Source organism: Actinoplanes sp. CA-252034 (assembly GCF_050956125.1).
GTDB lineage: Bacteria > Actinomycetota > Actinomycetes > Mycobacteriales > Micromonosporaceae > Actinoplanes.
In genome coordinates this window covers 1923954-1946159 of record NZ_CP191846.1, presented here as the reverse complement: position 1 = coordinate 1946159, position 22206 = coordinate 1923954, and the positions used below count along the sequence as shown (strand labels likewise).

Genomic DNA, 22206 nt, shown 5'->3' with positions numbered 1-22206 from the left:
CCCGGGCGCCGTTCGACGGGCAGAGCACATCCTGCCCCGTGGGTACGACAATCCCGGGAGGTGATCTACTCCCCGGTGCCCAGCAGTTCGCTGAGACGCCGTGTCTGGGCCTCTCGTTCGGCCCGGTCCTGCTCCGCGTACGACCGCTCGGGCGCGCCCGCCAGCAGGGCCTTGATCTCGGCGACCGCTCCCCGGTCCGCCGCCAGCACCGCAGCGGCCAGGTCGGACACCGTCGTGGCCAGGTCGGCGCGGGCGACGACCGTGGTCGCCAGGCCGATCCGGTCCGCCTCGTCGGCCGTGATCCGCCGGCCGGTGACGCAGATCTCCAGTGCCCGGGACGGCCCGACCAGCTCGGTGAGCCGTTTCGTGCCACCCAGATCGGGAACGAGCCCGAGGGTGACCTCGGCCATCGAGAACCGCGCATCGTCGGCGAGGACACGCATGTCGCAGTTGAGCGCCAACTGGAAGCCGGCGCCGATCGCATGTCCTTGCACTGCAGCAATCGTCACAATGGACGGACTGCGCAGCCAGGTGAACGCGGTCTGGAACCCGGCAATCCGATCCGCGCACTCGGTCGCGGACAACTGCGCCAGCCGGGACAGTGAAGAATCGCCGTCACCGCGGGCCGCCGACAGATCCAGGCCCGCGGAAAACGCGCGTCCCTCGGCTCGGACAATGACGACCCGGACGTCCCCCGGCAATTTCCGGGAAATGTTGCCGAGCTCCGTCCACATCGCCGGAGTCTGAGCATTGAGAACGTCGGGCCGGCACAACGTCACCGTCGCGACCGGCCCGTCCTGTTGGTAGCGAACGCCTACCTCGTCGGTGGTGTCGGGCCCGGCGTTCCCGGCCGTCACGCCTTCTTACGGCGGCGGGCGCCCCCACGCTGGCGCAACTGCACGCCGGACTCGGTGAGCACGCGGTGCACGAATCCGTAGGAACGGCCGGTGGACGCGGCCAGCGCGCGGATGCTCTCGCCTCCGGTGTAACGCTTCACCAGGTCCTTGGCGAGCGACTGCCGCTCGCTACCGACGATTCGACGACCCTTCTCAGTACTGGTAGCTGTGCCAGTGGCTGCCATCTTGAATCCTCACGTCGCAGACAGTGCGGTCAGATACGGTCCCACCCATTACACCGTCTCGGACGATCATGCGCCAGGCATCTAGCCCCCGTGAACGTGCCCATTTATTACTGTCAGGAACTTGACGGTTACCACGGGCATCAATGTCAGACAGTTTGCCGGCAGCCACTCGGCACCCATTTCCACCCTGCGGGGCCGCCGCCCAAGACCATCGATCACCTGCGAAAACACTGGATCGAGGGGACCGCCTCGATCGCTCCGGAGAGTGCTGTGATCGCTCCATGGCGTGACACTTGACCTTGCGGCCGACAGGCCGGCCACTGCCCGACCTGTCGGCATACGCCCGAACATCGCACTGTCTGTGTGGGCACCAGTTGACAACTGAGGATCGACAGCCATCGGACCTCAGGCCAGCTCGACGAGCTCCAGCAGATCGTCGCTCCAGGCGTCCTCGTCGCCGTCGGGCAGCAGGATCGCCCGGTCCGGCTTGAGGGCCTGCACACAGCCCGCATCGTGCGTGACCAGCACGATCGCACCCGGGTAGTTGGCGATGGCGTCGAGCACCTGCTCCCGGCTGACCGGGTCGAGGTTGTTCGTCGGCTCGTCCAGCAGCAGCACGTTGGCGCCCGAGCAGACCAGGGTGGCCAGGGCCAGACGGGTCTTCTCGCCACCGGAGAGCACTCCGGCCGGCTTGTCGACGTCGTCGCCGGAGAAGAGGAACGCACCCAGGATCTTCCGCAGCTCGGTGTCGGTCTGCTCGGAGCCGGCGCTGCGCATGTGCTCCAGGATCGTCCGGTCCACGTCGAGGGTCTCGTGCTCCTGGGCGTAGTAGCCCAGCCGCAGCCCGTGCCCGGCGCGCACCTCACCGGTGTCCGGCTCGAGCAGGCCGCCCAGCATCCGCAGCAGGGTGGTCTTGCCGGCGCCGTTCAGCCCCAGGATCGCCACCCGCGAGCCACGGTCCACCGCGACACTGACGTCGGTGAAGATCTCGAGTGACCCGTACGACTTGGAAAGGCCTGAGGCAGTCAGAGGCGTCTTGCCGCACGGCGCCGGACTCGGGAATCGGACCTTGGCCACCTTGTCCGAGCTCCGGACCTCTTCGAGGCCGCCGAGGAGTTTCTCGGCGCGGCGCGCCATGTTCTGCGCGGCGACCGTCTTGGTGGCCTTGGCGCGCATCTTGTCGGCCTGCGCCATCAGGGCGCCGGCCTTCTTCTCCGCGTTGGCCCGCTCGCGACGGCGGCGGCGCTCGTCGGTCTCGCGGGCTTCGAGGTACGTCTTCCAGCCCATGTTGTACATGTCGACGACCGACCGGTTGGCATCGAGATACCAGACCTTGTTGACCGCCGCGTCGAGCAGCTCGACGTCGTGGCTGATCACGATGAGGCCGCCCTTGTGCTGCGCCATGTAACCGCGCAGCCAGGCGATCGAGTCCTGGTCGAGGTGGTTGGTCGGCTCGTCCAGCAGCAGGATGCCCTTGCCGTTCTGCCCGGAGTTGGCGAACAGGATGCGGGCCAGCTCGATCCGGCGGCGCTGGCCACCGGAGAGGGTGCCGATCGTCTGGGCCAGGGCGCGCTCGGGCAGGCCCAGGTTGGCACAGATCCGGGCGGCCTCGGCCTCGGCGCCGTAACCGCCCAGCGCGGAGAACTGATCCTCCAGGTTGCCGTAGCGCCGGACCAGCTTCTCCTCGGAGCTCTCCTCCAGCTGGATCTCGAGTTTCTGCATCTCGGCGAGGATGGTGTCGAGGCCGCGGGCGGACAGGACACGATCGCGGCCGGTCACGTTCAGGTCGCCGGTCCGCGGGTCCTGGGGGAGGTAACCGATCTCACTCGTCCGCTCGACCTGCCCCGCGTACGGGATGCCCTCGCCCGCGAGGACTTTGAGCGTGGTGGTCTTGCCCGCGCCGTTGCGGCCGACCAGGCCGATCCGGTCGCCGGGCTGCACCCGCAGCGTGGTCGGGGAGATGAGGATGCGCGCGCCGGCGCGGAGTTCCAGTCCGGTGGCGGTGATCATGAAATTTCTCGCTCTCGGTGAGACGGCTGACTCAGGGCGCAGAAAAGCGCCGGCCATCGGACATGACGGTCGGCGCTGGGGCAGGTCAGCCTTCGCAGAGCAGCACCCGACCATCCTACCGGGCGCCCGTAGGCACCTCCCACCCGATTAATTCACAAGATCATCGGGTACCCGGCGGGCAACAGTGCTGAAGGTGCCGCCGGGCAACCGTGCTGAAGGTGGGACGACATGGAACTCAACGAACGCGCCGACATCGACGCCGGATCGATCGAGGACGTCCGCGGATCGGGTGGCCGAGGCGGGATAGGCGGCCTCCCCATCGGTGGCGGCGGCCTCACCGGGATCGTGGTGACCCTGGTCATCGCGCTGGTCGGCGGCTACTTCGGGATCAACACCCTGGGCGGCGGCGAGGACACCGCGCCCACCGGCAACTCGACCGAGCAGTGCGCGAACCAGCAGGAGCGGACCAAGCTGCTGGAGTGCCGCAACGGGCTCTACGTCACGTCGATCCAGCGGTACTGGCAGCAGGCGCTGCCGACATCGTTCGGCGAGCAGTACGAGCCCGCGGCCACGCGGATCTTCTCCAACCGGGTCACCACGGGCTGCGGCGCCGCCGACTCCGGCGTCGGACCGTTCTACTGCCCGGCCGACGACAAGGTGTACATCGACCTCAGCTTCTACCAGGTGCTCTCCAAGGAGCTCGGCGCTCCGGGCGAGTTCGCCCAGCCGTACGTGCTGGCCCACGAATACGGCCACCACGTCCAGGACGTCCTGGGCACCGAGGCGGAGATGCGCCGCCGCCAGGAGCGCGACCCCGGCAACGCCAACCAGGAGTCGGTGAAGCTGGAGTTGCAGGCGGACTGCTACGCCGGTGCCTGGGCGCACTCCGCCGCGAGCACCGTCGACAAGGACGGCGACAAGATCTTCACCAGCCTCACCGACGCCGACATCCAGGAGGGCATCCAGACGGCCGGCCAGATCGGCGACGACACCCTCCAGAAGCGTGGCGGCGGCGAGATCAACCCGGACGGCTTCACCCACGGCACGTCCGAGCAGCGCCAGCGCTGGTTCCGCGTCGGCTGGGAGTCCGGCGACCCGAAGAGGTGCGACACCTTCAGCGCCACCACCCTCTGATCCACCCCCGACTCCGGTCCGCGGGGGTCAGACCTCGCGGATCAGGATCGGCACGGCTCGGGCCGCGGCCACCGCCGACACCAGGACGGCGTGCCGCGGCTCCGGCACGTCGAGCATTCGTCCGGTACGCAATGCGGCCACCGCCGCCAGCTGAGGCGCCGACAGGATCGCGTCCACGGCGGAACGGTCCCCGCCCGCGACGACGGCGGCCAGCGAGCCGACCTCCGGGAGAAGAATGCGGCCGACGATCCCGGCCCCGTCCGCCGACGCCGCCTTCGCCTGGTTGTCACGGCGGCGCGCGAAGCGCTGCTGGGACCAGCCACCCGCCGCCGTCCGGCCCTGCACGTAGTGGGTGTCCACCTTGGACGCCACCAGCTTGCCACCGTCGGCGACACCGACGGCGACCGCGCCCTTGCGCGCCAGCAGCAGGCCCAGCCTCCGCGGCGCGCGGGCCGCGTCGATCAACTCGGCCAGGGCCGAGACGGGCGGGACCCCCGGTGGCTCGTGCAGCGTCGCCGACGCACCGTCCGCGCCGATCACCGTCAATCCCTCTTCGGTGTACGCCCCGTGGCGTGCCGCGAAATTCTCCAGCCATCGGGGCAGTCGCTCCGCAGCGACGTCCACCCACTTCCCGCCGCCGGCGGCAGCACGTTCCCCCATCCCACCACCCTACGTCTTACGGGCGGCGCCGGATTCTTGTCGGACCCCGGTGGCAGGATGCGGGCATGAGCGACCTCGCGGCGGTTCTCGTCGACCGGCTGGCCGGTGAGTTCGAGCAGGCCCGCGACCCGCAGCGGGCCGTCGGCATGGCCGCCTACATGCGTGGCCGGTTCCCGTTCCTCGGGCTGACCAGCGCGGTCCGGCGGGCCCGGGCGCGCGCCGCCCTGGCCGGTCTGCCGAGACCCACCGAGGCCGACCTGGGCGAGGTGGCGCTCGCCTGCTGGGCCCGCGACGAGCGCGAGTTCCAGCAGTTCGCCTGCGACTACCTGACCGCCCACATCAGGGTGGCCGGTCCGGCGTTCCTCGACACCGTCGACGAGCTGATCACCCGGAGATCGTGGTGGGACACGGTGGACGCACTGGCCACCCACGTGGTCGCCGACCTCGTCCGCCGCCACCCGGCCCTGACGGCCCGGATGGACGACTGGGCCGGGTCGGCGGACATGTGGCAGGTCCGCACCGCGATCCTGCACCAGCTCCACTATCGCGAGGCGACCGACACCGCGCGCCTGTTCGGGTATTGCGCCGGTCAGGCGTCACACCGCGACTTCTTCGTCCGCAAGGCGATCGGCTGGGCGCTCCGGCAACACGCCCGCACCGATCCCGACGCGGTCCGCGCCTTCCTGACCGCCCATGCCGGCGTCCTGTCCCCTCTCTCGATCCGGGAGGCCGCCAAGCATCTGTGAGAGCGCGGTCCAACGCGAGTTCCACCGTCAGCGTGACTCCCGCCGTCAGCGTGACTCCCGCCGTCAGCGTCAGTCGCACCGTCAGCGTGACTCCCGCCGTCGCGTGACCACCGCCGTCCTATGTGGTGATCAGCCGCACGGCCAGGACGGCGATCACGACACTGGACACGAGGGCCGTGACGAGACGGCCCCGATCACCGGTGAGGACGCGGCCGATCAGCGAACCGCCTCCGGCGATCAGAAGCTGCCAGCTCGCCGAGGCGAGGAAGGCGCCGGTCACGAACCAGGCACCGCCTCCGGCGCCGCCGCTTCCCAGGACCAGGGCCGCGAAATAGATCACGGTGGCCGGGTTGAGCAGCGTCAGGGCGAGGACCCCGGTGTACGCCCGGAGCGCCGTCGCCGGCCGCTCGTTCCGTTCCGTGACGCCGGGCCTGCGGACGGCTCCCCAGGCGGTCCATCCCGCGAGTGCCAGCAGCACCGCGGCGCCGAGCCAGCGAAGCGGTGTCTCCACCGGCGCGAGGGCTCCCGCCACGGCCGCTCCCCCGGCGACGGCGGCCAGCGCGTAGAGGCCGTCGGCGGTGGCCGCGCCCATGCCGGCGGCCGCGCCGATCCGTAGGGAGGTGCGCGCGCTGAGTCCGGCGATCAGGACACCGATGGCGCCGACGGGCACAGCGATGCCGTAGCCGGCGACCACGCCGGCCAGGAACGCGCCGCTCATGACCGTTGCCGGTGACCCGCCGTCTCGTGGGCGGCCGTCTGCTGTCGCACGGCCCGATCGGCCACGGCGACAGGAACGGCGGAGTACGGCTTCAACTCGGTCATGCCCTCATCCTGTCCCCGACGTCCCCGCCGGGCCAGCGATTTTCCGGGTATGCAGGTCACCGCAGTTGATCACGGGAGGTTCGGAATCGATGCCGGAGCGTGACCGGAGGGCGGTCCGGTCGGTAGGGTCGGATCATGGTCGCTGAGCTGATTCTGGTCCGGCACGGACAGAGCCTGGCCAATGTCGCGTTTCCCGCCGCTGATGCGGAAGGGCTGATGGAGGCGGCCGTCAGTGGCCGCGACGCCGAGGTCCCACTCACCGGGACGGGTGAGGCACAGGCCGCGGCGCTGGGCCGATGGCTGGCCTCCCTTCCGGAGGATCGCCGGCCGCAGGTGGTGATCACCTCGCCGTACCTGCGGGCCCGGGAGACGTGGCGGATCGCCGCGGAGGGGCTGGACCTTCCGGCGCCGGCCACCGACGACCGGCTCGTCGACCGGCTGATGGGCGAGCTCCAGCTGCTGACGCGGGCGGCGGTGGCGGCACGGTTCCCGGACGAGGCGGCCCGGCGCGCGCAGGCGGGCGAGTTCGAGTATGCGCCACCGGGCGGCGAGTCGTTCGCGGACATCGCGGTGCGGTTGAAGTCCTTTCTGGACGACCTGCACGCCGACCATCCGGGTGAGCGGGTGATCGTGGTCGCCCACGACGCGGTGGTGCTGATGATGCGGGCCGTCATCGAGCAGTTGAGCTGGGATGAGGTGATCGCCGTGGAGAGGGAGTCGGGAAGTGTGCGCAACGCCTCGATCACCCGTTTCGTCGACGCGTCGGGGGCGCTCAGGCTGGAGCGGTACAACGTGATCGACCATCTGCCGCCGGCGTGACGCACGTCAAGACATCGATGACTGTCTTGCTTTGGCCGGCCCGGAAACCTAGGTTCGGATCGTGCCCGTCGCCACTTCAATCCGCGGGCCGGCTCGCCCACCCGTCATGGTGAACCGCCAACTGGGCGCTCTTCTCACCGCCGAGGCGCTCTCCATGCTCGGCAGCCGGATCACCTTCGTGGCCGTACCATGGCTGGTTCTCACCACGCAGGACTCGGCGCTGCTCGCCGGCCTGGCCGGTCTCGCCGAGATGTTGCCCTACGTGCTGGCGGGGCTGATCGGTGGCCCCATCGTGGACCGCGTCGGGCCACGCCCGACCGCGGTCGCCGCGGACACCGCGAGTGTTCTCGCGGTCGCCGGCATTCCGCTGGTCGCCTACTGGGAGGGCGTGTCGCTGAGCGCCCTGCTGCTGCTGATCGCCCTGGCCGGGGCGTTGCGCGGGTTCGGTGACGCGGCGAAACGGGCGCTGCTGCCACGGACGATCGCGGCGGCCGGTCTCACCACCGAGCGCGGCACCGCGATGTACGACGGGATCTGCCGCGCCTCGACGCTGGTCGGACTGCCGCTGGCCGGGGTGCTGATCGCCGCGTTCGGCCCGGCGGCGGTCCTGCTCTTCGACGCGCTGTCGTTCGCGGCCAGCGCGATCATCATCGGGTTGCTGGTCCGGGTCGGCTACGCCGACGCCGCGGCTCTGGCCGAGTGCGAGCATCAGGGGTACGCCGACGCACTGCGCGACGGTTTCCGATGGGTACGCTCGGACCGCCTCATCCTCGGTGTGATGGCGATGCTGTTCGCCACGAACATGTTCGACCAGGCGTTCGCGACGGTGTTCGTGCCGGTGTGGGTGCGTGAGGGTCCGCACGGCCCGGCCGCCCTGGGGGTGATCGGCACCGCGTTCGGACTGGGCGCGGTGGCCGGCAACATCCTGTATACGGTGGTCGCCCCGCGCCTGCCACGGCGGTTGACCTTCGGGGTGTGCTTCTTCGTCGGCGGCCCGGCACAACTGCTGGCCCTGGCCCTCTCCGATCGCATGTGGACGGTCCTGGTGACGGCCGCGTTCGCCGGAGCGCTGATGTCGACGGTCAACCCGATCCTGATGGCCGAGGTGTACCGCCGGATCCCCACCCACCTGCAGGGCCGGGTGATCAGCGTGCTGATCGCCGTCTCGTGGGCCGGCATCCCGTTCGGAGGCGTGGTCGGCGGCTGGGCCACTGACCGGCTCGGCCTGCAGACGGCCGCCCTGATCGCCGCGGTGGGCTATCTGGCGGTCACCGTCGCCCCGTTCCTCTTCCCGGCCTGGCGCGAACTCGACGCCCGCCCCCGATCAGAGACAAAACCGGCGATGGTCGCCGCCTGACGAGCCCGGGAAGACCGCGGGTGACGCGCCACACCCCCGCTCCGGGAGACGGCGGAAAACCGGGTGCCGCCGGCGCGGCGCCGCGCTACGGTCGGCGCGATGACTCCTGCCTTTGACGTGACCGGCGATGGGCCGGCCGTGCTTCTGCTGCATTCGACCGTCTGCGACCGCCGCATGTGGGATCCCCAAGTGGCCGCGCTGGCCGCCGCGGGCCACCGGGTGGTGCGCCTCGACCTCGTCGGCCACGGTGACACACCGGTGCCGACCGGCCGCTTCGACGAGGCTGAGGCCGCCGTCAAGCTGCTCGACGAGCTCGGCGTCACCGAGACCGCGCTGGTCGGCTCGTCCGGCGGCGGCCGCCTGGCGCTGGAGATCGCCGCCCGACGCCCCGACCGGGTGACCGCGCTGGCGCTGCTCTGCACCGCGCTGCGCGGCCACGAGACGAGCCCCGAGCTGGACGCCTTCGACGAGCGGGAGGAGGCGCTGCTGGAAGCGGGCGACGTCGCCGGCGCCGTCGACCTGAACGTCGACCTGTGGGTGGGCCCGGAAGCCGACGACGCGACCCGCGAACGGGTCCGGGTGATGCAGCGGCACGCGTTCGACGTGCAACTGGCCGCCGAGGACGTGGCGTACGAGCCGGTCCGCACCGAGCCGGACCTGTCCGCGATCACCGCGCCGACCCTGCTGGTGACCGGGGCCCACGACCTGCCCGACTTCCGGGAGATCGCCGTGCACCTGGCCGGCGTGCTGCCGAAGGCCCGGCACGTGGAGCTCGACTGGGCCGGTCACCTGCCCAGCCTGGAACGGCCCGACGAAGTCAACGCGCTGTTGCTGGAGTTCCTCGCCGTCTAGACCCGGCCGTCCGGTGACGACAGGTGTCCGGCCATCGGAGCGGTCAGTGCGCTCCCCGGCGGACGGCCGCGACGGTGGCGGCGAACCGGACGAAACCCTCGGGATCGGGATCGTCCGGGGCCGGCTGCAGGACCACCGTGTCCGCGCCGGCATCGGCCCACCTGCCGACCTGTTCGGCGACCGAGTCGGCGTTGCCGGACACGGCCCTGTCCTCGATGGACTCGTAACCCCAGCGGACCCGCTCGCCCTCCAGCCGGTCGGCGGACCCCGGGCCGGTCGCCGTGTGCAGGTAGACGACGAGTGGGCTGTCGCCGATCACGGCGCGCGCTGCGCGTACGTCATCGGGGGTGTTGCCCGCGCTGATGATCACGCCGTCGCCGATCTCGCCGGCCAGCCGCAAGGTCTTCGGACCGGAGGCGCCGACCAGGACGGGCGCTGCCGCCGTCGGCGGCCAGTCCAGGGCGACACCGTCGAGATGCACGTAACGCCCGTCGACAGTCACCCGCTCCCCGGCCAGCAACTCGCGCAGGGCGGTGACATGCTCCCGGAGCAGGGTCATCGGCGACGAGACACGGGCGCCGACCTGGCCCATCCAATCCTGCACGCCGTGGCCGACCCCGATACGCGCCCGCCCAGGGAAGAGCCGGTGCAGAGTGGCCAGCTCCATCGCGGCGACCGCCACGTTGCGCAGCGGCACCGGAAGCAGACCGACCCCGACCCTCAGCCGGCCGGTCCAGGCGAGCGCCGCCGCCATGGTGGCGACCCCGCTGGTCAGAAAACAGTCCTCCCACAGCCACAACTCGTCGAGCCCGGCCTCGTCCGCGGCCACGACGACGCCCCGAAGGCGTTCCGGTGGCAACTGCGGCAGGGCGATCGCTCCCAGTACGGTCATGCTGTATCCCTTCTGGCATGCCCTCCCGGCCCTCGCCCGCGGCGTCGACGGGCGAGTCTCGGCGGGTGCCGCTCGGTGCAGTCGGTCATGCTGTACCCCCTCTGGCATGCCCTCCCGGCCCTCGCCCGCGGCGTCGACGGGCGAGTCTCGGCGGGTGCCGCTCGGTGCAGTCGGTCATGCTGTATCCCTTCTGGCATGCCCTCCCGGCCCTCGCCCGCGGCGTCGACGGGCGAGTCTCGGCGGGTGCCGCTCGGTGCAGTCGGTCATGCCGGCACCTTTTCCTCGTGGGCGATCCGCTGGTACAGCCGATCCGGTGACAACGTCACATACCACGGTGTGACCGGGCGGCGCTCGTACCGCTCCATGCCTACCAGGAATGTCAGCACATAGCCCGCGCTCAGGCTGAGGAAGGCGGCCGACCAGGCGGCGATGACCACGTGCTCGCCCTGGATCAACCGGATCACCGCGAACCCGAGCGCCGACACCTCGGCCAGCGCGAACAGCCGGTAGGCCCACTTCAACCCGGCGTCGGAGCCGCGCCGGGCCCGCTTGTCGGTCACCCCGAACTGCCGCTCCCCGAAGACCGCCGCGGGCAGGGCGGCGAGCATCGGCAGCGTGTCGGCGACGGCGAACGCCTCGCTGTGCAGCAGGTGATAGTGCCCACGGCCGAACCGGACGACGGTCCAGATCGAGAAGACCGTGAAACCGAGGAAGGCAAACCCGTAGACGGCGTACGGTCCACGCACGGGCGCCACCCCGGTGGTCAGTGCCGCGATCGGGACCAGGAGATAGAGCACCCGGTTCAGACCCTGGAAGTGCGCGACCATGGCGCTCAGGTAGTTGAGCCGCTGCCGCCAGGTCAGCCCGCGGGCGATCAGCGGCGAGTCACGGTGCCGCAGCAGCAGGTGCAGGCTCCCGATCGCCCAGCGGCGCCGGGTCCCGTAGTACTGCCGAAGGTTGTTGACCTCCAGCCCGTACGCGAGGGGCTCCTCCAGATACACCGACCTCCAGCCCCGGGCGTGCAGTCGCAGCGAGGTGTGGATGTCCTCGGTGGACGTGTCCTCGGCGAAGCCGCCCACGTCGTCGAGCGCGGCGCGCCGGAGCATCGCCGACGTGCCGGTGTAGATCGCGCTGTTGGCACTGTTCTTGGTCGGCTGCACCCCGCCGTAGAACATCTCCTGCTCGTGCCAGCCGCCGTCACGCCCGTGCCGGCGGCGGAAGGTGAACGACTCGGTGTTGTAGAACGACTGCGGCGACTGGACGACGGCCACCTCCGGGTCGTCGAAATAGCCCAGGGTGCGCTCGATGAAGCCGGGCAGCGGGATGTGGTCGGCGTCGAGGGTGACGACGAACTCGGCGTCGGTCACGCCCAGGCCGTGATTGAGATTGCCCGCCTTGGCGCCCTCGCCGGTGGCGCGCGGCAGGTAGCGGGCACCGAGCCGGGCCGCCATCTCGCGCACTTCGGGGCGGCTGCCGTCGTCGAGGACGATCACGTCACGCACGCCGCGGACCCGCAGCGCGCCGATCACGGCCGGTTCGAGCACCGGGGCGGGCTCGTTGACGGTGGGGATCAGGATGTCGACCGTCCGGGTGACCGGGCCGGTGACGGTCCGTGGCAGCGGGCGGGTCCGGCGGCGCAGCGAGATCACGAAGATCGTCGTGGTGACGACGGCGAACATCTCGGCGGCCCAGGCGACCGGGCCGTACCAGACCGACCAGTTGACGACGGCGGTCCGCCAGACGGCGAAGACCGGGGCCAGGGTCAGGAAGACGGCGAAGAGGACCGGCAGATGCGGCGGGTCACGGTCGGCGACCTGCTCAACGTGGTACGGAGACATGCGCGTCCCTTTCGATGGCGGCAGCCGACAGGTGGTGGAGGGCGGCCAGTGCCGGGTGAAGAGCGGGACCGGCCGCGAGCACGCCGGAGCCCAGGGCCGTGACGGTGGCACCCGCCTCGGCGGCGATCAGAGCGCCGGCCGCGAAGTCCCACGGGGCCAGCTCGTCCTCGTAGTAGGCGTCGCAGCGGCCGGCCGCGAGCCAGCACAACTCCAGGGCGGCGCTGCCGTGGCTGCGGATGTCGCGCACCCGGTGCAGCAGCCCGGCGAGGGCCCGTGCCTGTCGCGCCCGCGCCCGCGGTGTGTAGGCGAAACCGGTCGTCACGAGGGCGCGGTCGAGAGGCACCGGATCGTTGACGCGCACCGGTGTGCCGTTGAGGCGGGCGCCACGGCCACGGGCGGCGGTGAACGTCTCGGAGCGGTACGGGTCATGGACGACACCCACGACGGCCCGCCAGGAACCGTCCGGGAGCTGCTCCTCAGCCGCGACACTCACGGTGACGTGCGGTGACCCGTACAGCAGGTTGGTTGTGCCGTCGACCGGATCGACCACCCACCGCAAGCCGGACGTCCCCGCCCGCGCCGTGCCCTCCTCGCCGAGAAGGCCGTCGTGTGGCCGTGCGGCCGCGAGGCAGGCGGTGACCGCCGCCTCGCTGGCGAGATCGATTTCGGTCACCGGGTCGGTGGCGCTGGATTTGTGGCCGGCCGCGTGGACGGCCGTGGCGGCGCGGATCACCCGCCCGCCGTCACGCGCGGCCGTCACCGCGAGGTCGAGAAGCTCCTCCGGGGCGGTCATCGCGCGCTCACCCGGCGGACCTCGGCCATGACGCGCTCACGGTAGGGCTCGGGCAGGTCGCCGATCGGTTCGAGCACGATGCTCCGGTCGACGCTGCCGTCCGCCCAGGGCAGGGCCAGCCCGACCAGGGGAAGGACCTCGACGTCGGTGGCCGTCGCGGGCAGCGCCGCCCCGGACCCGGCCGGCACGCCGACCGCCAGATGTACCCGGCCGTCGACACGGCCGTGGACCACGGTGAGCCCGCCCGCGAGCCGGCGGAGCTCGCGATAGCGCTCGTTGGCCTCGAAGTCCCCGAACGCGCATGCCAACTCGACATCGAGGCCGGGCCATTTGCTCAGGAAGTAGCGGTAGTTGGGCGCCTCGGTGCGGCGGTTGGCGGCGACGTCACGCAGGTGGGGCAGGTGCACGCCGAAGAAGTCGCGGCCCATCACGATCGGTGTGCCGCCACGGGCCACCCGGTACGCCCACTCCAGGTCCTCCACCCCGTACCCGTGGAAGGCGGGGTCGAACTCCCCGGTCAGGTCTCGGGCAGCGCGATCAGCGCGGTCCAGGCGAACGACCAGGGGATCACGTGATCGGCGGTCATCCGTGGGTCCTGCCCGGTGGTCCCGGTCGCCTGCAGGTCGTCGAGGATCTTGCGATAGTGCCGGTAGGGGCGCACGTCGACGGCCGTGACGTCACCGGTGTTGTTGTCGTAGTCGATCATCTGCCCGACCACGCAGACCCGCTGGCCGTAGGCGAAGTGCCGGTCCCACAGATCCTCCAGGCTGCGCGACGGCAGCACCATGTCCACATCCATCAGCACCACGACGTCGCCGCGGGCCTGCCGTAGCGCCAGGTTGCGGGCGGACCCGACCTGCCACGGCCGGCCCGACGACACGGTGACCACGTCGAGCCCGGGGAGCTCCCGGCACACGGCCGCGTGCTCCCCGTCGTCGTCGAGCACGCCGAGCACCACCTCGAACGCACCGGACGGCAGCGTCTGATCGGCGAGCGCGGAGAGGGCGAGGCGCAGGTTGGCGGCCCTGTTCCGGTAGGGGATGACGACGCTGATCCGGGGCTCACTCATCGCCGCCGCCCGGGCTGATCAGCACCTTGCAGCTGGCCTGCTCGGCCGGCCCGAACCGGCGCGCGTCGACGTCGCAGCCCAGCGCCGCGAACCCGGTGCGGAACTCGTCGAGCGGGACCACGTGGCTGACCAGCCGCTCCGCCGGGACCCGGCCGGTGGTGATCAGGTGGAAGGCCTCGTCGAACGAGCCGTGCAACGAGTCGATCGAGCCGATCACCGACAGGCTGCGGTCGGCGAGCAACATGGTGTCGATCGACGCGATCTTCTCCTTGAGCCCGATCGACATGTACGTCCCACCCGGCGCGATCTGCGGAAAGAGGTCCTCCAGCAGCGCCGACGTGGTGTCGACGACGATGTCGATCGGCGCGGCCGGGTCGTTGAAGTACTTGCTGCGGGCCTCCTCCAGGGACGCGTAGGCGGCGGTGCCGTCGGGCAGCCGGTCCCGGGCGAACTCCAGCCGCGCTGCGGAGTGCTCGATCAGCACCGGCGTCAGGCCTTTCAGGGAGAGCACCCAGGTGTAGAGCAGGCCGAGCGGCCCGGCCCCGAAGACGTAGGTGTACGCGGCCAGCGACGGCGGCTGAAGCTTGCGGGCCCCGGCGACCACACAGCTCAGCGGCTCGGTCAGGGCGGCCGCCCGCAGCGACACGTCGTCCGGCACCCGGTGCACGAATCCCGAGGTGGTGCGATACCGCCCGGCATACGCCCCGTCGTAGCTGACGCCGCTCTCGGTGCCGTGCTTGCCGACGCAGTGGTTGATCCGCTGGGTCCGGCACATCCGGCAGCGGCCGCAGAACGGCGTCGGGTTGATGACCACGCGGTCACCGACGGCGATCGAGGTGACCGCCGGGCCGATCTCGGCGATGATGCCGCTGGCCTCGTGGCCGAGGGTGACGCCGGGAACCGCCACCGGGTACGAGCCGGAGACGATGCCCAGGTCGGTGCCGCAGACACCGCAATAGCTGATGTCGACGACCACGTCGTCCTCGCCGGTCGCGTGCAGATCGGGGACCTCGCTGAGCTCCACGTCCCACGGGCCTCGGTACTTGAGCGCTTTCACGGCCGCGTGGCCTCCCTCTGATAGGACCGCAGGGTGTCGTGCAGGCGGGCGAGCAGGTCGTCGACCTGCGCGGTGGTGATGATCAGCGGCGGCCGGACCTTGACGGTGCGGCCGAAGCCGTAGCGGCTGCCCCGCAGGAGGAGGCCGTGCCGCCGGCCCAGGGCGATGAACTGCTCGACGTCGACGCTGGTGGGCAGGTCGAAGGCCTGCATCAGGCCGACACCGCGGACCCCGGTCATGTCGCGGAACCCGCGGGACAGGGCGAGCAGCCCGCGGTGCAGCCGGTCGCCGGTGACCCGCACCTGGTCGAGGACCCGGTGGCGATGGATGTACCGGATCGTCTCCTCCAGCGCCACCAGCGCCAGCGGGTTGGCGCCGGAGGTGCTGGAGTGCTCCCACGGCTCGAGGACGTCCAGCTCGGGCCGCATCACGACCCCGGCGACCGGGATGCCGACGCCTCCGGCGCCCTTGGCGAAGGTGATGACGTCGGGGCGCAGGGCGGCGGCGTAGCCGGTGGAGGCGAAGAACGATCCGGTACGCCCGAAGCCGGTCTGCACCTCGTCGGCGATGATCAGGACGCCCAGCCGGTCGCAGGTCTCGCGGATCGCCCCGAACCACTCCGGGGGCGGCACGATGTTGCCCCCGTTACCCATCACCGGCTCGACGAGCAGGGCCGCCACCCGGCCGCTCGACGCATACTCCACGAAGTCCTCCAGCCGCCGCGCGCAGAGCATCGCGCAGCTGCCCGGGAGCTGGCCGTAGAAGCAGTTCGCACAGTCGGGCCCGGGGATCTTGACCGAGTGCGCGAACGGCAGCGAGAAACTGCGCTGCCGGAACGCGTTGCCGGACACCCCGGTCGTGGCGGCGCTCTGCCCGTGATGGGACAGGAACAGAGACACGATGTCGGACCGGCCGGTCGCCTTCTGCACGATCCGGATGGCCGCCTCGTTGGCACCGGAGCCGGTCACGTCGCGGAACCAGAAAGCGCCGATGTGCGGCGGCAGATCGTCACGCATCAGCGCGAAGATCTCGGCCGACCGGTCGCGGGTGAACTCGGAGGAGAGATGCGCGACCCGGTCGAGCTGGCCGTGCAGCGCCTCGATGATCTCCGGCGCCGAATAGCCGAGGGAGACGTTGAACGTCCCGGACGCGCAGTCGATGAATCGTTCGCCACGGACGTGCAGGTAGATGCCGTCTCCGACATAGTCGGGCAGACCGGTGACCGGCCTTGAGACGATGCTCGAACTCATTTCTCGCCTTTCCGCGTCGCCTTGTGTGGGCTGCGGTCCACAGTGGTCACATGCGGTGATGGGCGTCAAGTTCTGAACCGGTTAAGTTAGGACTCAGCGTCTTCTGAGCTGCTCATACAAGTGAATGTGCCTCTCGTCACGGATAACAAGCAAAGACGGTTAAGTCGCGGTCTCGTTTCCGAGATGACAAGCCGAAATTGCCGAGTGATTAAAACCAAAAACGCGGACCGGGAGCAGAGTCCCGGCCCGCGTCATCGATTTCAGAACCACGATCCTTCTCCGCCGGCGTCGGCGGAGACCCGGCGGGACGCGGCTCAGTGGTCTTCCCCACCGGCGTCGGCGGACACCGGCGAGACGAGCCTCAGTGGTCTTCCCCACCGGCGTCGGCGGACACCGGCGGGACGAGGCTCAGTCGGCGACGCTCCACTCGGTGAGCTGCTCGGCGACCGCACGGTCGCCGTCGACCCGGACATCGGTCAGCGGGATGCGCCGGTAGAGCGCCAGGACCAGATCACTCGCGGTGGCCTGGATCCGGGTGACCGGCTCGCCGCTGGCCGGCGGGTCGGCCTTGGCCCCCGATGGGGAGAGATCGAGCGTCCAGGACGGGCCCTCGATCGCCTGGAACGCCACCCGGGCCGGGCGATGTGGCCAGGCACCGAGTGAACCCAGGCCGACCTGGAGGAACTCGCTGACACCGTCGACCGCGACGGCGGCCGGCAGCGGCTCGGCCCGGCCGATCGACTCCTGCGCGTCATAGGCGTGCACGCCCGCCTCCTGCACCTGGTGCCGGGCGACCGCGCCGACAGTCAGCGGAGCGTCGGAATCGCCCCACCACGTCCAGCAGGGGGCGTCGGGACCGGCGTCACGCAGGGCCGCGAGCAGCAACCCGGTCGAGGCGGCCGACCACTCCAGCAGATCGCCGTGGGGCGACCGGTCGCCGAGCCGGTCGGCGGAGGGCGGCCCGGACTCGTCACCGGCGGCGACCGCCGCGGCCCAGAAGCGGTGCACCCCGCCCAGGTGCGCGACCAGATCGGTGACCGACCAGTCGGGGCAGCCGGGGACGGTGACGGCCAGGTCCGGCGCGGTGGCGACGGCCTCGCGGAACGCCGCCGACCGTCCCTCGATCAGCGCGAGCAGCTCGGGAAAAGGCGGTGTCGAAGTCATACCCGGTTTCTACCACCGGGGTACGACAGAGGGCGGCCGCATGATCACGGACCGCCCTCTGTGTGCACCGAAGTGCCGTGCCAACGACTCAGACGTTGAAGCCGAGCGACCGGAGCTGGTCACGCCCGTCGTCGGTGATCTTGTCGGGGCCCCACGGCGGCAGCCACACCCAGTTGATCCGGAAGTCGTCGACGAGCCCGCCGCCCGGGCCGGTCGTCAGCGCCTGCCGGGTCTGATCCTCGATGACGTCGGTCAGCGGGCAGGCCGCCGAGGTCAGCGTCATGTCGATGGTGACCACGTTCTCGTCGTCCACGTGGGTGCCGTAGACCAGGCCCAGGTCGACGACGTTGATGCCGAGCTCGGGGTCGACGACATCCTTCATCGCCTCCTCGATGTCGGCGATCGACGCCTTCGGCTTGTCCGAGACGGCCGGCGTCGCGCCCGCGGGCACGGTGTCGGCCGGCCCGCCGCCGGAGATCGAGTCCGAGGCGACGGCGTCGGCCGCGGTCACGTCGTCGCCCACCGCGGCGTCGGCGGCCGACGGCGCGTCCGCGCCGAAAGCGGCGTCCGGCGTGGCCGACACGCTCACCGACGGCGTCTCCACCGGCTCGCCCGCCTCGGCAGCGGCGGCCCGCTCCTCGGCCAGCCAGTCCGGCACCTCTTCCCCGGCGCCGGGGGCGGCGCCGGAAGCCGGAGCCGCGGCAACGGTCCGGGCAGTATCCAGATGGTCAGTCATGCCTTCACCTCCGGGCTCACGCCCACGTCCACACCAGCGCGCGCCGCCGCGTCCTTGAAAGCCATCCACGGCAGCAGCGCGCACTTGACCCTGGCCGGGAACTTGGCCACACCGGCGAAGGCGATCCCGTCACCGAGGACCTCCTCGTCCGGCTCGACCTGACCGCGGCTCTGCATGAGCTCCACGAACGCGTGGTGGATCTCCGAGGCCGCCGCCGCGTCCTTACCCTGCAGCAGCTCGTGCAACACCGAGGCCGAGGCCTGGCTGATCGAGCAGCCGAGACCGTCGTACGAGATGTCGCCCAGATCGGCCGACACCCGCACGGTGATCTCGTCGCCGCAGGTGGGGTTGACGTGGTGCGCCTCGCCGTCGAACGGGTCCCGAAGACCGCGCCCGTGCGGGTTCTTGTAATGATCCAGGATTATCTCCTGGTAAAGACCGTCGAGCATCAGCCGAACACCTTCCGGACCTGGTCGAGCCCACGCGCGAGCGCGTCGATCTCCGCCGTGGTCGTGTAGAGGTAGAACGAGGCCCGGGTCATCGCGGGCACGCTGAACCGGGAGCACACCGGCCGTGCGCAGTGGTGCCCGACCCGCACCTCGACGCCGAGCGCGTCCAGGATCTGCCCCACGTCGTGCGGGTGCACCCCGTCCACGCCGAACGACACCGTACCCCCACGACCCTCGATCGTCGCCGGGCCGAAGATGCGCACTCCCGGCACCGACGAGAGCGCGTCCAGCGCGTACCGCGTGATGCTCTGCTCGTGCTCGTGGATCGCCTCCATGCCGAGCCCGGTGAGGTAGTCGACCGCCGCGCCGAGGCCGATGGCCTCGGTGATCGGCGGGGTGCCCGCCTCGAACCGCGCGGGAGGCGCGGCGAAGGTGGTGCCCCCCATGGTGACCGTCTCGATCATCGACCCGCCGGCCAGGAACGGTGGCATCTGCGCGAGCAGGTCGAACCGCCCCCACAGCACGCCGATGCCGGTCGGGCCGAGCATCTTGTGGCCGGTGAACGCGATCAGGTCGGCGCCGAGGGTGCCGACCGAGATCGGCAGGTGCGGCACCGACTGCGAGCAGTCCAGCATCAGCAGGGCGCCGACGGCCTTGGCGCGCGCGGCGATCCGGGAGACGTCGTTGACCGTGCCGAGCACGTTGGACATGTGCACGAGCGAGACGATCCTGGTGCGTTCGGTGAGCAGCGACTCGAGGTCGGCCTCGTCCAGGCGCCCCTCGTCGGTGATGCCGAACCAGCGCAGGGTCGCGCCGGTCCGCTCGCAGAGCAGCTGCCACGGCACCAGGTTGGAGTGATGCTCCATCTCGGAGATCAGCACCTCGTCACCGGGACCCAGGCGCAGCATCTGCCCCAGCGAGTACGCCGCCAGGTTGATCGCCTCGGTGGAGTTCTTGGTGAACACCACCTCGTCCGGGCTCGCCGCGCCGATGAAGGTCGCGATGCGGGCCCGGGCGCCCTCGTAGGCCTCGGTCGACTCGGTGCCGAGCGTGTGCACGGAGCGGGACACGTTGCCGTTGTACCGCTCCTGGTGCGCGCGCATGACGTCGAGCACCTGAACCGGCTTCTGCGAGGTGTTGGCGCTGTCCAGGTAGACCAGCGGGTGGCCGTTGACCTCCCGCTGGAAGATCGGGAAGTCCTTACGGACCCGCTCGACGTCGAAGCTCATCAGTGACCTCTCAGGCCTTGACCAGGTACTTCTTGTAACCCTCGGCCTCGAGCTGCTCGCCCAGCTCCGGGCCGCCCTCCTCGACGATCCGGCCGCCGACGAACACGTGCACGAAGTCCGGCTTGATGTAGCGCAGGATCCGGGTGTAGTGGGTGATCAGCAGGAAGCCGGTCTCACCGGTCTCGCGGACCCGGTTCACGCCCTCGCTGACGACCTGCAGCGCGTCGATGTCGAGGCCGGAGTCGGTCTCGTCGAGGATCGCCATCTTCGGCTTGAGCAGCTCGAGCTGCATGATCTCGTGCCGCTTCTTCTCACCGCCGGAGAAGCCCTCGTTGACGTTGCGCTGCGCGAACGCCGGGTCCATCTGCAGCTTCTCCATGGCACCGCGCAGCTCGCCGGCCCAGGTGCGCAGCTTCGGCGCCTCACCGTCGATCGCGGTCTTGGCGGTACGCAGGAAGTTCGCCACCGACACGCCGGGGACCTCGACCGGGTACTGCATGGCCAGGAACAGGCCGGCCCGGGCACGCTCGTCGACGCTGAGCTCGAGGACGTCCTGGCCGTCCAGGGTCACCGAGCCTCCGGTGATCTCGTATTTCGGGTGGCCCGCGATGGAGTAGGCCAGCGTCGACTTGCCGGAGCCGTTCGGGCCCATGATGGCGTGCGTCTCGCCCGACTTGATGGTGAGGTCGACCCCGGCGAGGATCGGCTTCAGCTCGCCATCCGGCAGCTTCACCGAAACCTGCAGGTCGCGGATCTCCAGGGTGCTCACGGCTCTACTCCATTGCTAGGTGTCGTCGAAACGTAGATGTCGCCGTCGCGGATCTCGACGGGGTAGACCGCCACCGGGCTGAAGGCGGGTGGTCCGGAGGGCGCGCCGGTGCGGAGATCGAAACGGGAGCCGTGCAGCCAGCACTCCAGCGTGCACCCGTCCACCTCCCCCTCGGAGAGGGCCACGGAGGCGTGGCTGCACTCGTCGCGGACGGCGTAGAACTGATCGTCGTCGGCGTGGACGAGCGCGATCTCGACACCGTCGACCTCCACCTGGAGGGCGGTGCCCTTCGCGACGTCCGACGCCGGGCCGACGTTCTCGAAAGCCATTACTGACCGGCCTCCACCAGGCGGGCCTCGATCGCGTCGCCGAGCCGCACACGCAGCGCCTCGACCGGGATCTTGTTGATCAGCTCGGCGAAGAAGCCGCGGACCACCAGCTTGCGGGCCTCCCCCTCGGGGATGCCGCGGGCCATCAGGTAGAACAGCTGCTCGTCATCGAAGCGGCCGGTCGCGCTGGCATGGCCGGCGCCGGCGATCTCACCGGTCTCGATCTCCAGATTGGGTACGGAGTCAGCCCGTGCCCCATCGGTGAGAAGCAGGTTCCGGTTGATCTCATACGTGTCGGTGCCCGTGGCGGTCGCCCGGATCAGCACGTCGCCCACCCAGACGGTGTGTGCCGACGAGCCCTGCAGCGCACCGCGGTAACCCACGTAGCTGCGGCAGTCCGGCACCGCGTGGTCGACCAGCTGACGGTGCTCGTGGTGCTGGCCCGAGTTCGCGAAGTAGACGCCCCACAGCTCGGCGTCGCCGCCGCGCCCCGCATATTCCACGGAGGCGAACTGGCGGACCAGGTCACCGCCGAGGGTGACCTGCACGTGCTGGACGCGGGCGTCGCGGCCGACCACGAACTTCACGTGCTGCGCCTGGACCGCGTCACGGTCCCACTCGGCGAGCGTCACGAAGGTCAGCTGGGCACTGTCGCCGATCACGACCTCGATGTTGTCGGCCAGGGTGACCGACCCCGTCTGCTCCAGGATGATCGTCGCCTTGGCGAAGGCGCCCACCTTGACGAAGGTGCGCGCGGCCGTGGCGTCGCCGCCCTTGCCGACGACCCGGATGACCACCGGCTCGGCGAGCTCGGTCTCGGGCGCCACCTCGATCACGGTGACGCCGGCGGCCGAACCGAAGGCCAGAGCGCTGACCCGGTCGAACGGGGTGAGCACCGGGTCCACGTCGTCCGCGTCCGACACCGTCACACCGGCGGGGAGGTCGCCGTACTCCACGGAGGGAGCCGCCCCGCTCAGCGACGTGGCGGTGACCAGGTCACGCAGCCGCTTGAGCGGGGTGAATCGCCACTCCTCCTCCAGGCCGTCGAGGGCCGGGAAGTCGGTGACGTCGAAGGAGCGCAGCACCTGCGACTTGGTGCTCGGCGGGGCGATGGCCTCGGTAGTCATTTCTTCCTTCAAGTCCGCGTACT

Annotated in this window: 24 protein-coding genes; 5 read left to right on the top strand and 19 right to left on the bottom strand. The window is 70.6% G+C overall.

The window, feature by feature from the left end; genetic code table 11:
- Positions 1-65: 65 nt before the first annotated feature.
- The 3 genes from ACQPZW_RS09005 to ACQPZW_RS08995 form a co-directional block, all read right to left on the bottom strand.
- Positions 66-857 (bottom strand): enoyl-CoA hydratase/isomerase family protein, encoded by a 792-nt coding sequence (locus ACQPZW_RS09005; RefSeq protein ID WP_433794361.1) that lies wholly within the window; start codon positions 855-857, stop codon positions 66-68.
- Positions 854-1081, bottom strand: coding sequence for a helix-turn-helix domain-containing protein (locus ACQPZW_RS09000; protein ID WP_020510159.1), 228 nt, complete (start codon positions 1079-1081; stop codon positions 854-856). The genes ACQPZW_RS09005 and ACQPZW_RS09000 overlap by 4 nt, the downstream gene beginning before the upstream one ends.
- Positions 1082-1486: 405 nt before the next feature.
- On the bottom strand, positions 1487-3091 hold the full coding sequence (locus ACQPZW_RS08995) for an ABC-F family ATP-binding cassette domain-containing protein (protein WP_433794360.1): 1605 nt from the start codon (positions 3089-3091) through the stop codon (positions 1487-1489).
- Between the two features lie 228 nt (positions 3092-3319).
- Here ACQPZW_RS08995 and ypfJ point away from each other — a divergent pair, with 228 nt between their 5' ends.
- Positions 3320-4225 (top strand): KPN_02809 family neutral zinc metallopeptidase, encoded by a 906-nt coding sequence (gene ypfJ, locus ACQPZW_RS08990; protein WP_433794359.1) that lies wholly within the window; start codon positions 3320-3322, stop codon positions 4223-4225.
- 27 nt (positions 4226-4252) lie between these two features.
- Here the strand turns inward: ypfJ and ACQPZW_RS08985 are convergent, their stop codons facing one another.
- Entirely contained in the window at positions 4253-4885 is a 633-nt protein-coding gene (locus ACQPZW_RS08985; protein WP_433794358.1) for an acVLRF1 family peptidyl-tRNA hydrolase, read from the bottom strand.
- Positions 4886-4950: 65 nt separating this feature from the next.
- Between ACQPZW_RS08985 and ACQPZW_RS08980 the strand changes: the two genes are divergently transcribed.
- Positions 4951-5631, top strand: coding sequence for a DNA alkylation repair protein (locus tag ACQPZW_RS08980; protein ID WP_433794357.1), 681 nt, complete (start codon positions 4951-4953; stop codon positions 5629-5631).
- 118 nt (positions 5632-5749) lie between these two features.
- Here the strand turns inward: ACQPZW_RS08980 and ACQPZW_RS08975 are convergent, their stop codons facing one another.
- Positions 5750-6349, bottom strand: coding sequence for a LysE family transporter (locus tag ACQPZW_RS08975; RefSeq protein WP_433794356.1), 600 nt, complete (start codon positions 6347-6349; stop codon positions 5750-5752).
- A gap of 239 nt (positions 6350-6588) precedes the next feature.
- Between ACQPZW_RS08975 and ACQPZW_RS08970 the strand changes: the two genes are divergently transcribed.
- The 3 genes from ACQPZW_RS08970 (at position 6589) to ACQPZW_RS08960 (ending at position 9481) form a co-directional block, all read left to right on the top strand.
- Positions 6589-7272: a histidine phosphatase family protein gene (locus ACQPZW_RS08970; RefSeq protein ID WP_433794355.1), complete on the top strand. Its 684-nt coding sequence runs from the start codon at positions 6589-6591 to the stop codon at positions 7270-7272.
- Between the two features lie 106 nt (positions 7273-7378).
- Positions 7379-8629: an MFS transporter gene (locus ACQPZW_RS08965; RefSeq protein ID WP_433794354.1), complete on the top strand. Its 1251-nt coding sequence runs from the start codon at positions 7379-7381 to the stop codon at positions 8627-8629.
- 99 nt (positions 8630-8728) lie between these two features.
- The gene (locus ACQPZW_RS08960; RefSeq protein ID WP_433794353.1) at positions 8729-9481 is read left to right on the top strand and encodes an alpha/beta fold hydrolase; all 753 of its coding nucleotides are present in this window, start codon (positions 8729-8731) and stop codon (positions 9479-9481) included.
- A gap of 43 nt (positions 9482-9524) precedes the next feature.
- On the opposite strand, the gene ACQPZW_RS08955 is transcribed toward ACQPZW_RS08960, so the two are convergent.
- The 14 genes from ACQPZW_RS08955 to sufD all read right to left on the bottom strand — a co-directional run bounded on the left by ACQPZW_RS08955 (position 9525) and on the right by sufD (position 22183).
- The gene (locus ACQPZW_RS08955) at positions 9525-10373 is read right to left on the bottom strand and encodes an LLM class flavin-dependent oxidoreductase (RefSeq protein WP_433794352.1); all 849 of its coding nucleotides are present in this window, start codon (positions 10371-10373) and stop codon (positions 9525-9527) included.
- A gap of 263 nt (positions 10374-10636) precedes the next feature.
- The gene (locus ACQPZW_RS08950) at positions 10637-12211 is read right to left on the bottom strand and encodes a glycosyltransferase (protein ID WP_433794351.1); all 1575 of its coding nucleotides are present in this window, start codon (positions 12209-12211) and stop codon (positions 10637-10639) included.
- Positions 12192-13004: an inositol monophosphatase family protein gene (locus tag ACQPZW_RS08945; protein ID WP_433794350.1), complete on the bottom strand. Its 813-nt coding sequence runs from the start codon at positions 13002-13004 to the stop codon at positions 12192-12194. Before ACQPZW_RS08945 ends, ACQPZW_RS08950 begins: the two co-directional genes overlap by 20 nt.
- Positions 13001-13486 carry a hypothetical protein gene (locus ACQPZW_RS08940; protein WP_433794349.1) on the bottom strand — a complete coding sequence of 162 codons (486 nt, stop codon included), beginning with the start codon at positions 13484-13486 and terminating at the stop codon, positions 13001-13003. Before ACQPZW_RS08940 ends, ACQPZW_RS08945 begins: the two co-directional genes overlap by 4 nt.
- A 35-nt stretch (positions 13487-13521) precedes the next feature.
- A complete protein-coding gene (locus tag ACQPZW_RS08935; protein ID WP_433794348.1) occupies positions 13522-14073 on the bottom strand; it encodes a glycosyltransferase in 552 nt (183 codons plus the stop codon).
- A complete protein-coding gene (locus ACQPZW_RS08930; RefSeq protein ID WP_433794347.1) occupies positions 14066-15130 on the bottom strand; it encodes a zinc-dependent alcohol dehydrogenase in 1065 nt (354 codons plus the stop codon). Before ACQPZW_RS08930 ends, ACQPZW_RS08935 begins: the two co-directional genes overlap by 8 nt.
- Entirely contained in the window at positions 15127-16380 is a 1254-nt protein-coding gene (locus ACQPZW_RS08925; RefSeq protein ID WP_433794346.1) for an aspartate aminotransferase family protein, read from the bottom strand. The genes ACQPZW_RS08930 and ACQPZW_RS08925 overlap by 4 nt, the downstream gene beginning before the upstream one ends.
- A gap of 408 nt (positions 16381-16788) precedes the next feature.
- Positions 16789-17544, bottom strand: coding sequence for a maleylpyruvate isomerase family mycothiol-dependent enzyme (locus ACQPZW_RS08920; protein WP_433794345.1), 756 nt, complete (start codon positions 17542-17544; stop codon positions 16789-16791).
- An 88-nt stretch (positions 17545-17632) separates the two neighbouring features.
- Positions 17633-17995: a metal-sulfur cluster assembly factor gene (locus ACQPZW_RS08915; RefSeq protein ID WP_433797484.1), complete on the bottom strand. Its 363-nt coding sequence runs from the start codon at positions 17993-17995 to the stop codon at positions 17633-17635.
- Positions 17996-18276: 281 nt separating this feature from the next.
- Positions 18277-18732 carry a Fe-S cluster assembly sulfur transfer protein SufU gene (gene sufU, locus ACQPZW_RS08910; protein ID WP_433797482.1) on the bottom strand — a complete coding sequence of 152 codons (456 nt, stop codon included), beginning with the start codon at positions 18730-18732 and terminating at the stop codon, positions 18277-18279.
- The gene (locus tag ACQPZW_RS08905; RefSeq protein WP_433794344.1) at positions 18729-19958 is read right to left on the bottom strand and encodes a cysteine desulfurase; all 1230 of its coding nucleotides are present in this window, start codon (positions 19956-19958) and stop codon (positions 18729-18731) included. The genes sufU and ACQPZW_RS08905 overlap by 4 nt, the downstream gene beginning before the upstream one ends.
- A gap of 10 nt (positions 19959-19968) precedes the next feature.
- Positions 19969-20727: a Fe-S cluster assembly ATPase SufC gene (gene sufC, locus ACQPZW_RS08900; protein WP_433794343.1), complete on the bottom strand. Its 759-nt coding sequence runs from the start codon at positions 20725-20727 to the stop codon at positions 19969-19971.
- A complete protein-coding gene (locus tag ACQPZW_RS08895; RefSeq protein ID WP_433794342.1) occupies positions 20724-21056 on the bottom strand; it encodes a Rieske (2Fe-2S) protein in 333 nt (110 codons plus the stop codon). Before ACQPZW_RS08895 ends, sufC begins: the two co-directional genes overlap by 4 nt.
- The gene (gene sufD, locus ACQPZW_RS08890) at positions 21056-22183 is read right to left on the bottom strand and encodes a Fe-S cluster assembly protein SufD (RefSeq protein ID WP_433794341.1); all 1128 of its coding nucleotides are present in this window, start codon (positions 22181-22183) and stop codon (positions 21056-21058) included. The genes ACQPZW_RS08895 and sufD overlap by 1 nt, the downstream gene beginning before the upstream one ends.
- Positions 22184-22206: the final 23 nt, after the last annotated feature.